General features: G+C 70.6%; 9 protein-coding genes and 1 pseudogene. 8 read left to right on the top strand and 2 right to left on the bottom strand.

What is annotated here, in order from left to right; translation table 11 throughout:
• Positions 1–116: 116 nt before the first annotated feature.
• From H305_RS0107045 to H305_RS0107015, 7 genes and pseudogenes are all read left to right on the top strand, one after another.
• On the top strand, positions 117–683 hold the full coding sequence (locus H305_RS0107045; RefSeq protein ID WP_028799791.1) for a YciI family protein: 567 nt from the start codon (positions 117–119) through the stop codon (positions 681–683).
• 465 nt (positions 684–1148) lie between these two features.
• The gene (locus H305_RS0107040) at positions 1149–2156 is read left to right on the top strand and encodes a LacI family DNA-binding transcriptional regulator (protein WP_028799790.1); all 1008 of its coding nucleotides are present in this window, start codon (positions 1149–1151) and stop codon (positions 2154–2156) included.
• 583 nt (positions 2157–2739) lie between these two features.
• Positions 2740–2844: pseudogene (locus H305_RS56305) on the top strand (LacI family transcriptional regulator); the annotation flags it as partial.
• Positions 2845–3061: 217 nt separating this feature from the next.
• The gene (locus H305_RS0107030; protein WP_028799788.1) at positions 3062–5929 is read left to right on the top strand and encodes an RICIN domain-containing protein; all 2868 of its coding nucleotides are present in this window, start codon (positions 3062–3064) and stop codon (positions 5927–5929) included.
• Between the two features lie 54 nt (positions 5930–5983).
• On the top strand, positions 5984–8341 hold the full coding sequence (locus tag H305_RS0107025) for a glycoside hydrolase family 2 (protein ID WP_028799787.1): 2358 nt from the start codon (positions 5984–5986) through the stop codon (positions 8339–8341).
• Between the two features lie 230 nt (positions 8342–8571).
• Positions 8572–9048, top strand: a complete 477-nt coding sequence (locus H305_RS44765; RefSeq protein WP_051370438.1) for an SRPBCC family protein — start codon at positions 8572–8574, stop codon at positions 9046–9048.
• Between the two features lie 43 nt (positions 9049–9091).
• On the top strand, positions 9092–9421 hold the full coding sequence (locus H305_RS0107015; protein ID WP_028799786.1) for an antibiotic biosynthesis monooxygenase family protein: 330 nt from the start codon (positions 9092–9094) through the stop codon (positions 9419–9421).
• A gap of 47 nt (positions 9422–9468) precedes the next feature.
• On the opposite strand, the gene H305_RS0107010 is transcribed toward H305_RS0107015, so the two are convergent.
• Positions 9469–9675: a DUF5988 family protein gene (locus tag H305_RS0107010; RefSeq protein WP_028799785.1), complete on the bottom strand. Its 207-nt coding sequence runs from the start codon at positions 9673–9675 to the stop codon at positions 9469–9471.
• 249 nt (positions 9676–9924) lie between these two features.
• Between H305_RS0107010 and H305_RS0107005 the strand changes: the two genes are divergently transcribed.
• Positions 9925–10914, top strand: coding sequence for an aldo/keto reductase (locus H305_RS0107005; protein ID WP_028799784.1), 990 nt, complete (start codon positions 9925–9927; stop codon positions 10912–10914).
• 223 nt (positions 10915–11137) lie between these two features.
• Here H305_RS0107005 and H305_RS0107000 read toward each other — a convergent pair whose 3' ends face one another.
• On the bottom strand, positions 11138–12649 hold the full coding sequence (locus H305_RS0107000; protein ID WP_028799783.1) for an MFS transporter: 1512 nt from the start codon (positions 12647–12649) through the stop codon (positions 11138–11140).
• Positions 12650–12858: the final 209 nt, after the last annotated feature.

The following is a 12858-nucleotide window of genomic DNA, read 5'->3' as shown; positions in this document are numbered from 1 at the left end:
CGGCCCCGGCCTCAGCCGTGGGGGAGTCGGCGGACGGGCGCATCGACACCGGCGCAGCGGCAGGGGGCGCCAAACTCTGTTGAGATGCGCCCCCTCGTCGGGGAGAGTCAGCGGCCATGGAGTACTTCTGTTACCACCGCGACCGGCCAGGCTCCCTGACGCTCCGCGACGAGTTGCTCGAAGCGCACTGGTCCTACATGAACCAGTACGCGAAGGAGATGATCGCCCGCGGTCCGACACTCGCCGACGACGGTGACATGCCCACCGGCAGCGTGCACATCCTCGACCTGCCGGACTCCACCGTCGCCCGCGCGTTCGCCCTGGACGAGCCCAACTACCAGGCCGGCGCCTACCGGGACGTAATGCTGCGCCGGTGGCGCAACATGCTGGGGCGCACCATGTGGGAGTTCCCCGGCGGCCGCACCGAGGGGAACCGGTACCTGGTCATCGGCCTCGGCATCGCCCCGGGGCGGGCCGCCGACCTGACCGTCCCGGACGACCGGGACGAACTGATCGCGTACGGGCCGCTGCTGGCCGACGACGGGATCACCTGGCTAGGTACGGCGGCGCTGGTCCGCGCGCCGGACCCGGATACGGCACGCGCCGTCCTGACCCCGGACCTGTACGCCGACGTCGAGGTGCACAACTGGGTCTTCGGCGGACGGCCGACCACCGAGGAGTGACGGCACGTCAAGTCGCCCTCCGGGCCTGACTTGTGGACCGGAGGTTGCGCGCGTCGCGACCCGGGGGGTCACCCACGGGGGCGGCGCCGGACCCGTGTCCGACGCACGGCGGACGGTCGGGCCGAGGAAGCGGCGTCGGCGGCAGGTGACGTCACCGACCGCGGGCGGACGTCGTCGCCGGAGGCTTTGCGAAGCGCCTCTCAGGCGGGCGCTCGATGCCGATGTGGCGTCACGAGCCGTGGAAAGCAACGTTGTTGCACATACGGCCAGGAGTGAAGAATTCGGCCCTCTTGAAACACTTCGAGGCATTTCCGCATGCGGCACAAGCCCTTGTCATGGACGAACACGGCCGCGTATAACGTTGGAAAAACCCGGTGTGAAGCCTTCCGGGCACGCCGGGATCCCGCTTGCGGGCGCGCATGCGGCTCGTGAAGCGGACCGCTGCCCGGATGCGGAGGGAGCATCGTGCGGGTGAGCCTCAAGGACGTCGCGCTGCACGCGGGCGTCTCCATCAAGACGGTCTCCAACGTGGTCAACGACCATCCGCACGTCACCCCCGCCATGCGGACACGCGTGCAGAAGTCCATCGACGAACTCGGCTACCGCCCCAACCTCACCGCCCGGCACCTGCGCAAGGGCCGCACGGGGATCATGGCCCTCGCCCTGCCCGAACTGGGCAATCCCTACTTCGCGGAGCTGGCCACCGAGATCATCGACGCGGCGGCCGAACACGAGTACACGGTGCTGCTGGACCACACCCGCGGCCGGCGAGACCAGGAGATCCTGGTCAGCCAGGGCTTTCGCACCCGGGTCATCGACGGGCTCATCCTCAGCCCCATCGAGCTGGAGGCGGAGGATCTCAGCGAACGGGCCGAGGCGGTCCCCCTGGTGCTGCTCGGGGAGCGGGAGTACCGACTGCCGTACGACCACATCGCGATCGACAACGTGGCCGCCGCACGTCAGGCGATGCGGCACCTGATCTCGCTCGGACGGCGTGACATCGCCTTCCTCGGAGCACGCAGGGGACGCAGTCAGCCGGCCCACCTCAGACTGCGCGGCTGGCGCGAGGAGTTGGACGCCGCGGGGCTCGTCGCCGACCCCCGGCTGGTGGGCGCCACGGACGGTTGGGGGCACGCCGACGGAGCCGCGGCCATGGCCCGCATCCTGGACGCCGGCCTCCAGCCGGACGCGGTGTTCGCCTACAACGACCTCATCGCGCTCGGCGCCATGCGGGTGCTGTCCGAGCGGGGGCTGCGCATTCCGCAGGACGTCGCTGTCGTCGGTTTCGACAACGTGGTGGAGGGCCGGTACGGGGCGATCACCCTGACCTCCGTCTCGCCCGACAAGGCGGCCATCGCCAGAATGGCCGTGGAAGCCGTACTGGCCCGGCTGGGTGGAGAACAGCACGAGGCGCGCCGGATCCACGCCGGGTACTCGCTGGTGTGCCGGGAGAGCACCCTCGGCCGCCGCTGAGACCGCGCCCCCGTCGCCGCACCGGACCTGCGCGGTACGCCTTCCAACGATGCAAGCAGGCCGGGTGCCGCCCCGTGCGCCTGCACCCGGCGGGCACCCCGGCAACACCCACACTCCATCCAATTGCCTTGAGAGAAAGCCGAGTTCTGTCACCGCGCCGCGCAGGGTGTCTGATCTGCCCGTTCGGCGGACCGGGCGGACACCGGCCCTTCCGCGGCGGAAACGCTTTGGTGCACCGACCCTTTACACGCTTCTTCCAACGATGTAAAACCCTGATGCAGACCAGGCCCGCCCCTCAGCCGGCCCGCCCCGCCACGCGCCAGGCACCTCACCGAGGCCCCGACTCGCAGGTGAACGCCCGCTCGACCGACTCCTGTCATGCAACCGTCATCAAGTTCACGCGGAACGGGGTTCCCCATGACGCACCGCACCCGCACCGGCCGCCGGATCCGCACCCGCCGTGCTCGCTCCGTACACGGCCGCACTCGTCCTCTCCGCAGACGCACGCGCCGAGTCGGAGGACGACAACTCCATGAGGAACGAAGGCACTTCAGCCCCTGCGGACGACGGGGGACAGCAGGCCGCCTCTGCCTGCAAGGACTACGTCAGTTTCATCGCCTCCGACTTCGTCGAGCAGGGCAAGCGCGCCGCCGACCAGATGATCACTGACGACGACGGCGAGGCCGCGGCACCGCGGCCTCCCCCGCCTCCGCCGAACCGCCCGAACCGCCCGCACCACCAGGACCGCCCGCACCACCAGGACCACCAGGACCACCAGGACCACCAGGACCACCAGGACCACCAGGCACCAACGGCACGACACCGCACCGTGGTTCGCACCGGTCGGCCGCGGGCGTTCACCCGCTCGCGGCCGTTCTCCTCCCCCACCCACGGAAGGCTCCCCCATGCCCCTCGACAGACGCCGGTTCATCGGTCTGGCCTCGCTCACCGTCCTCACCACCACCGGACCCGCCGCGGTCGCGGAGGCCTCCGGCCGCCCCTCACAGCCGGCCCTGACACCGGCACCGGGTGGCCTCCACCATCCCAACGCCGCTCCCCTGCACCCCTCGGCACTGCTCCGGCTGCCGGTGACCGCCGTGCGCCCGCGCGGCTGGCTGGCGGGTCAGTTGCGGCTCCAGCTGGACGGCCTGTGCGGCCGGTACGACGAGATCTCCCACTTCCTCGACCGGTCGGCATCGGGATGGACGCACCCCGACCGTGGCGGCTGGGAGGAAGTGCCCTACTGGCTGCGCGGGTTCGTCGACCTCGCGATCGTGTCCGGCGACGCCGACGCCCTCGCCCGGGCCCACCGCTGGATCCAGGCGATCGTCGGCACCGCCCGCTCCGACGGCTTCTTCGGCCCCGAGCCGCTGCGGACCTCACTGGACGGCGGCCCCGACTTCTGGCCCTTCCTGCCCCTCCTCCAAGCCCTGCGCTCCTGGCAGGAGTACACGGGCGACGACCGCATCATCCCCTTCCTCACGGCCTTTCTGCGGTACATGCACGCACAGGGGACATCCGCCTTCGACCGCAGCTGGGTGTCGTACCGCTGGGGCGACGGCATCGACACGGCGGTGTGGCTGTACAACCGCACCGGGGACGCGTTCCTGCTCGACCTGATCGACACCATGCACGAACGCGGAGCCGACTGGACCGGCCCGCTGCCCAGCGGCCACAACGTCAACATCGCCCAGGGGTTCCGCGAACCCGCGCAGTACGCGGCCCGCTCCGGGTCCGCCGACGACGTCCGCGCCGCCTACCGCACGTACGACTCGGTCATGGGGCTCTACGGGCAGTTCCCCGGTGGCGGGTTCGCCGGTGACGAGAACGTCCGCCCCGGATTCACCGATCCCCGCCAGGGTTTCGAGACCTGCGGGATCGTCGAGTTGATGGCCAGTCACGAGCTGCTCACCCGGCTCACCGGGGACCCCGTGTGGGCCGATCGCTGCGAGGACCTGGCGTTCAACGCGTTGCCTGCCGCGCTCGACCCGCAGGGCCGGTCCGTCCACTACATCACCAGCGCCAACTGCGTCGACCTCGACAACCGGCCCAAGACGCACGCCCAGTTCCAGAACGGCTTCGCGATGCAGTCGTACCGACCGGGCGTCGACCAGTACCGGTGCTGTCCGCACAACTACGGCATGGGCTGGCCCTGGTTCACCCAGGAACTGTGGACGGCGACGCCCGACCACGGTCTGTGCGCCACCCTCTACGCGCCGTGCGAGGTCACCGCCGAGGTCGCCGACTCCGTGCGGGTCGGCGTGCGCGAGGAGACCGACTATCCGTTCGGGGACACCATCACGCTCACCGTCTCCCTCCCCGCCGCCACCGCCTTCCCGCTCCTGCTCCGTGTCCCCGGCTGGTGCCCGAACCCGAGTGTGACCGTCAACGGGCATTCGGCGGGCTCCGTTTCGCCCGGTCCGGCGTTCGTGCGACTGAACCGCACCTGGCGCGACGGCGACGTGGTGCGGCTGCGCCTGCCCCAGCGCATCACGGCGCGCACCTGGGAGCGCAACGGGCGGTCCGTCAGCATCGACCGCGGACCTTTGACGTACGCCCTGCGCATCGGCGAGGACCACGTCCGCACCGGCGGCAGCGACGCCTTCCCCGAGTACGACGTGCACGCCACCACCCCCTGGAACTACGGGCTGGCCACCACTGCCGCCGATCCCACGGCGGGCCTCACGTTCGCCTCCTCCGGCAGTCCCCTCCCGGACAATCCGTTCACGCAGGCCTCCGTGCCCCACCGGATCACGGCCCCCGCACGCCGCATCCCCGAATGGCGCTCGGACGACCAACACGTCGTCGAACCCCTCCAGCCGAGCCCGGCGCTGAGTGCCGAGCCCGTGGAGACGGTGACCCTGATCCCGCTCGGTGCGGCGCGCCTGCGGATCTCCGCCTTTCCGCTCGCCTCACCGTCCGGGACCCGGTGGACCACGGGCGGCGCGTTCTTCCGGCTGCTCAACCGCCGCAGCGGCAAGGTGCTCGGAGTCGACGGCATGTCCCATGAAGACAGCGCCCAAGTGGTCCAGTTCGAGGACAACGGCACGGCGGACCACCTGTGGCAGCTGGTCGCCGACGATGGCTGGTACCTCGTCCGCAACGCCAACTCCGGCAAGGTCCTCGGCGTGGACCGGATGTCCCACGCCGACGGCGCACGGGTCGTGCAGTTCGCGGACAACGGCACCGCCGACCACCAATGGCAGCTCGTGGACGCGGGCGACGGCTGGTACCGCCTGCGCAACCGCGAGAGCGACAAGGTGCTCGGTGTCCTCGGCGGCTCCACCGCGGACAGCGCGGCCGCCGTCCAGCGCTCCGACGACGGCGCCGACGACCGTCTTTGGCGGCTGCTGCCGGACGGACCGCTCCGGATCGAGAACCGCAACTCGGGCAAGGTGCTGGCCGTCAGCGACATGTCCCACGAGGACAGCGCCCAGGTCGTCCAGTTCACCGACAACGGCACCCCCGACCACCTGTGGACCTTCCTGCCGGACGACGCGGGCTGGTACCGCATCCGCAACGAGAACTCGGCCAAGGTTCTCGGCGTCGACGGCATGTCCCACGAGGACAGCGCCCAGGTCGTCCAGTTCAGCGACAACGGCACCGCCGACCACCAATGGCGCCCGGAACACGACGGCGACGGATTCTTCCGTATCCGCAACCGCAACAGCGGCAAGGTCCTCGGCGTCCACCTGATGTCCCGCGGAGACAGCGCCGAGGTCGTCCAGTTCACGGACAACGGCACCACCGACCACCAGTGGCGCCTGCTGTAACGCGCCCGGGCCCGACAGGACCGGGGCTCCTCCCCACACCCGCAAGGAGCACTCATGGCTTCCTTACCGCAGCCACGACGTAGACGGACGCTGCGCGACACCGCTGCCGCCTTCGTGTCCATGGTCCTGCTGTGTGCCGCGGCGCTGACCGCCGTGGCCGGCACGGCAGAGGCAGCGGCAGCGGCGACGGCCTGGACGCCCAAACCGGCGCCCATGGTGACACCGTGGACCGGCCAGGTCCCGACGGACAGCCCGCTGCCGGAGTATCCGCGCCCCCAGCTGACCCGCCCGGACTGGGCGAACCTCAACGGCATCTGGGACTTCGCGGTGACTTCCGCGGACGCCGGGCAGCCGACCAGTTGGCCGGACCGGATCCGGGTGCCGTTCGTCGCGGAGTCCGCCCTCTCCGGCATCCAGCGCAGGATCACCCAGAACGACAAGCTGTGGTACCGGCGTACCTTCACCGTCCCCGCCGGATGGAACGGACGCCGTATCCAGCTCAACTTCGGTGCCAGTGACTGGCGTACCACGGTCTGGGTCAACGGCCGGCAGGCCGGTGCCCAGCACAACGGCGGGTACGACGCGTTCTCGTACGACATCACCGATCTGCTCACCGGCGGGACGAACACCGTCGTCGTCTCCGTGTGGGACCCGACCCAGACCGGCGACCAGGCCGTCGGCAAGCAACGCATCAACGACGTGACCCCGCACGCGGGCGGCGGCATCTTCTACACCGCCGCCTCCGGCATCTGGCAGACGGTCTGGCTGGAACCCACGGCCACCGCGCACATCACGCGCCTGGACATGGTTCCCGATCTGGCGAACAACACCCTGAAGGTCACGGTGCGCGGTGACGGGGTCGGAGGGCAGACCGCACGTGTCACCGTCTCCACGGGCGGCACCACGGTCGGCACCGCGACCGGGCCGGTCGGCAGCCAGTTCACCGTCTCCGTGCCGAACCCGCGCCTGTGGACTCCCGACGACCCGTTCCTGTACGACGTCGAGGCCGACCTGCTGTCCGGCTCGTCGGTCGTGGACACGGCCGGCAGCTACACCGGCATGCGCTCCATCGGCCTGGCCGAGGTCGGCAATGTGCTGCGGCCCGTCCTCAATGGAAGGTTCGTCTTCCAGACCGGAACCCTGGACCAGGGGTACTGGCCCGACGGCATCTACACCGCGCCCACCGACGCGGCACTGAGGTACGACCTCCAGAAGCACAAGGACCTGGGCTTCAACATGGTCCGCAAACACATCAAGGTCGAACCGCAGCGATGGTTCTACTGGGCCGACAGGCTCGGTCTGCTGGTGTGGCAGGACATGCCGGCGATGGACCTGCGCACCCCGAGCAGCGCCGCCCGCGCCCAGTGGGAGAGCGAGTTCCACCGCATCATCGACCAGCACCGCAGCTCACCGTCCCTGGTGATGTGGGTCGACCAGAACGAGGGCTGGGGCCAGTACGACCAGGCCCGCATCGCGAACGACGTGAAGGCCTACGACCCGTCCCGGCTGGTCGACAACATGAGCGGGATCAACTGCTGCGGCGCCGTCGACGGAGGAAACGGCGACGTCGTCGACCACCATGTCTACGTGGGCCCCGGCGTCACCTCGCCGACCGCGACCCGTGCCGCCGTCCTCGGCGAGTACGGCGGGCTCGGCTACAAGGTGTCCGGCCACGAGTGGTACCCCGGTGGCGGGTTCAGCTACGAGGACCAGGCGAGCACCGCGAGACTCGACGACCGGCTGACCGGGCTGCTGGACGCGATCCGGCTCCAGCAGATGCCCGCGGGCCTGTCGGCCTCCGTCTACACCGAGATCACCGACGTCGAGAACGAGGCCAACGGCCTGATGACGTACGACCGCCAGGTGGTGAAGGTCGACGAGACACGCGTCAAGGCCGCCAATCAGGCACTGGTCGACGCCTCCAGGAACCCGGCCCCACCCGTGACCCTGCCCACCGGGGCCTACAAGTCCCTGCGTGTCACCACACCCGGCTACGCCAACCGCTACGTGCGGCACAAGGACGGCCTCGGCTACACCGAGGCCGTCGGCTCCGGCAGCCCCGATCTGCTGAAGAACGACGCCACCTGGAAGATCGTCCCGGGTCTCGCCGACTCCTCCTGCTACTCCTTCGAGTCGCGCAACTACCCGGGCGAATACCTGCGGCACCGCGATTTCCGGGTCCGGAAGGACCCCGGCGACGGATCCGCGCTGTTCAAATCCGACGCCACCTGGTGCGCGGTGCAAGGGAGCGGAGGCGTGCGGCTGATGGCGTCCGGCTTCCCCGGCCAGTATCTGAGGCACATCGGCGCCGAACTCTGGCTGGCCACGCCGGGCGGCGCGCACGCCTGGGACAATCCGGCGTCCTTCACCGAGGACACCACATGGTCCGTGGAGAACCCCTGGGCCCCGTGACCGGCATCCGCGCCCCGCTCGGCGTCACCTGATCGGCCGAGCGGGAGTGCTACCGCACGGCGACACCACACTGCCCGGCACCACTGCCCCACCTGACGGCCACCACGTCGGGCACCCCTGTCCCGGTCACGGCCACGGGTGCCCGACGCGGGACGCGCGGCTACCGTCGAAGGGCACGCCGCGCGGTCGAGCGCACCACGCGGCCGTCCTGCGGAAGGAGCGTGGCCGCCGTGGCCCGGAACCGCCGTCTCATCCTGAGCTCGCCCTCCGAGGTCTGGAGCCTGTTGTGCGACGGCTACCGCTACGGCGAGTGGGTGACCGGAACCCAGCAGGTCCTGGACGCGGATCCGCACTGGCCGGAGGTGGGCGCCCAGCTGCGCGTCCGCGTCGGTGTCGGTCCGCTGGCCCTCGACGACACCTGCGTCGTCCGAATCTGCGAACCGGAACGCCGGCTGGAACTCGAAGCGAAGGCCGAGCCCTTCGGCGCGGCCCGCATCGCCATGCGCCTCGTCCCGTGGGGAGAGAACACGCTCTTCGTCCTGGACTGGCACCCTCTCCGGGGGCCCGGCACCCGGATGCACGGGCTGCCCGTGGACTACGTCATCGCGGTCCGCAACGGCATGATGCTGACGAAACTGGCCCGGATCGCGGTACGCGAACACACCGAGAGCGACTCCGCCACCTTGCAGGACACCCCGAGCGGTTGAGGCGCTCCCGGCCCACGAACCGCCGTACGGCAGGATGAGGACCATGAGCGTAGTCAAGATCAATGTGCTGGCCGTCCCCGCCGACCAGCGGGAGACGCTGGAGAAGCGCTTCGCCTCCCGCGCCCACGCCGTGGAGAACTCCGACGGTTTCGAGTGGTTCGAGCTTCTCCGCCCCGTCGAGGGCACCGACAACTACCTCGTCTACACACGCTGGCGTGACGAGGAGTCCTTCCAGGCGTGGATGGAGGGCCCCATGAAGGCAGCCCACCAGGGCGGCGGCGCCGACAGCGGTGAACGTCCCAAGCCCGCGGCCAGCGGCTCCACCCTGTGGTCCTTCGACGTCGTGCAGCAGGCGGCACCGCCGAACGCGTAGGCGCACCACGCAACGCCCCGCTCCGGGGCGTTGCGTGCACCGGGTGACTAGCCCGGCAGTTCGGTCCGCTCCCACCACTCGTACACGGGCAGCGTGCCCGCCGGCGTCTCCCGCTCACGCGTCGTCGCCCTGAAGTGCTCGTACCCCCCGAGGAACGGCACCTTGATGTCGAGCCCCTGCGCGGGCGCGGAGACGATCCGCTCGGGAAGATCGTCAGGGCCGCCTTCGAGGACTGCCTTGGTCGCATCGGTCATGACGCCATCCTCGCCGCCGACAGCAGGACGCGCCCGGCGAGCCGCCTCCGCGGTGGAAGCCACGCCCGCCGGCTTGCGCACCCGGGACCGCTCACTTGACTTCGAGCGCTCTCGAAGTCATAGCGTCCAGGACATGGCGCACCCGCCCGGGATGCCGGAGTCCGCGATCCAGAGCTCAATGGATGGGGGATCCGGACGCGGGGCGCCCCGGAACGAAGATCGGCACTGCGGGAAAGGCTGGAACCCCACATGAAACAGCGCAGGCTGCGAGACCTGCAGGTGTCAGCCATCGGCCTCGGCTGCATGGGAATGTCCGCCTTCTACGGCACCACCGACGAGGAGGAGGGCATCAAGACCATCCACCACGCCCTCGACCTCGGCGTGGACTTCCTCGACACGGCTCAGCTGTACGGGCCGCTCACCAATGAGACGCTCGTCGGCCGGGCGATCAAGGGGCGCCGCGAGCGGTACGTCGTCGCCACGAAGTTCAACTACCGCATGGACAACGCCTCGCCCGGCGACATGAGCACGGTGGGACCGCAGGACGGCTCCGCCGAACACGTGCGCAGTTCGATCCACGGCTCCCTCGAACGGCTCGGCACCGACTACATCGACCTCTACTACCAGCACCGCGTGGACCCCAAGGTGCCCATCGAGGAGACCGTCGGTGCCCTCGCGGAACTGGTCGCGGAGGGCAAGGTACGCCACATCGGCCTCAGCGAGGCGGGACCGGACACCATCCGCCGTGCGCACGCCGTGCACCCGATCACGGCCGTGCAGACGGAGTACTCGATGTGGAGCCGGGACCCGGAGGCGGAGGTCCTGCCCACGTGCCGGGAACTCGGCATCGGTTTCGTCCCGTACTCGCCATTGGGCCGCGGCTTCCTCGCCGGCCGGTTCTCCTCCCCCGCGGACCTCGACGAGGGCGACTTCCGTCGCTCCGGCCCGCGCTTCACGGGCGAGAACCTGGAGGCCAACCTCAGGCTCGCGGAGAAGGTGAAGGAGATCGCGACGGAGAAGGGCGTGACACCGGCTCAGCTCGCGATCGCCTGGGTCCTGGCGCAGGGCGACGACCTGGTACCGATCCCCGGCACCAAGCGACGCGCCTACCTCGAACAGAACGCCGCCGCGGTCGACATCGAGCTGACCAAGGAGGACCTGGCCCGCATCGACGCCGAACTCCCGGAACCGGCGGGCGAACGCTACGACGAGGCAGGCATGAAGTCCGTCAACCTCTGAGACCGCGACCACGTCCCGTCGACGCGGCACCCGCCCACCCACGGAGGGGGCCGTGCCGGTGAATCAAATGCCCGTTGCGGACAGCAACACGGACCCACCGAGCACCCATCAGCACCGCCCCGCACAACCGCCGCAACGGGCGGATCACCGGCACGGACCCCACCCACCGGCAGAACGCGCACGGACCGACCCACCCCTCGGACAGACGTCCTCGCCCCCGTCCTCAGCACTGACTGGCATGCGTATGGCTGTGCGACACCTCGGGCGGCGACGCCGCCGGACGAGACCGGTGATCGCGCAGCCAGTCCTGCACGGCGAGGACGAACGCGCACACGATGGGCGCGATGCCGCACCCCACGGCAACCGCGACGGCGGTGTGGAAGGAGCCGTGCCGGGCGACCAGCACCAGGTAGAACAGACCGGGCAGGACGGCGGTACCCACGGCGCCGCCGAGGCGCTGCGCCGTCTGCAGGGCACCGCCGGCGGCTCCCGCCATCCGGACGGGTACGTCACGCAGCGTCATCGTGATGTTGGGCGAGATGACGCATCCGCTGCCGATGCCCCCTACGAGCAGCGCCGGCACGGCGTACCAGACGGCGTTCTCCCCCGGCACCCGCCACAGCACGAGGACGGCGCAGCCGAGGCCGAGGATCGCGCCCGCGAGTCCGTACACGGTCAGCAGCCGGCCCAGTCGTTCCACGAGCCGGCCCGCCACGAACGCGGCGGCGGCCGAACCGATGGCGAAGGGGGTCACCGCGAGGCCCGACCGCAGCGGCGAGTAGTGCTGCCCGTTCTGGAAGAACAGGGCGAACACCAGCCACACTCCGCTGAACCCGACGAAGTAGAGGGCGCCGATGGCCGCGCCGGTGGCGTAGCCACGGGTGCAGGTCACCAGCGCGGGATCGAGGAGAGGCTGTCCCTTCCTTGCCGCGACGCGCCGCTCCCAGCGTGCGAACGCCACGAGGAAGGCCGGCCCGACCACGAAGAGCCACCACAGCCGCCGGACACCGCCCCCCTCGGCCAGCACCAGCGGCAGCATCAGGCTCAGCACCCCGCAGCCGAGCAGCGCGACACCCACCAGGTCGAGCGGTTCACGTCGCCCGCACGCGACGCGGGGCAGCAGCCGCAACCCCAGCAGGAGGGCGAGCGCGCCGACCGGCACGTTCACGTAGAAGATCCATCGCCAGCCCTGGGGCCCGTCGGCGAGCATGAGGATCAGGCCGCCCACGACGGGGCCCACGGCGCTGGAGATCCCGACGGTGGCACCGAACATGCCGAAGGCCCGTCCGCGCTCCCCACCCCGGAACATCTGCTGGATGAGCGCGGAGTTCTGCGGGGCGAGGCAGCCCGCCGCGACGCCCTGCGCGAGCCGCGCCAGGACGAGGAGTGTGATCGTCGGAGCCGCGCCCGCGGCTGCACTGCACAGCACGAACCCGGCGAACGCCAGCAGGAAGATGCGCCGCCTGCCCATGGCGTCCCCGAGGCGCCCGGCGGGCACGAGGACCAGCGCGAAGGTGAGTGCGTAGCCGGAGACGACCCATTGGATGGCCGCCGCGGAGGCGTGCAGGTCCCGCTGCATGGAGGGGAGCGCCACCGCGACGATCGTCACGTCGAGCAGGCTCATGAACCCGGCGACGAGAGTGACCCACAGGGCTCGCCAGCGCCGGGGGTCGGTTCCCTGTGCCGCTCCCGCCGACGGGCTCCCACTTCCCTGTGCCTGTACGGCCGGTCCCACGGGGGCTCCTCTCCGCCGCCGTCGCCCGGGTACCGGCTCCCGTCCTCCGGTACCCGTCGACGCCCCGGGCGGACCCGGGGTGCCACGCCCCCTCACCATCCTTCGAGCACCACGCGGGATCAGCAACACGGCCGGACGGGGATCGGATGCCCCGCCGCCGAGCGGTGCCGGTCAGGCCCGGAGGACGTGCCAAGGCGGCCGGCGTCCCG

The sequence above is a fragment of the Streptomyces sp. 142MFCol3.1 genome, assembly GCF_000424945.1.
Taxonomy (GTDB): Bacteria; Actinomycetota; Actinomycetes; order Streptomycetales; family Streptomycetaceae; genus Streptomyces; species Streptomyces siamensis.
This window is presented reverse-complemented; position numbering and strand designations above follow the sequence as displayed.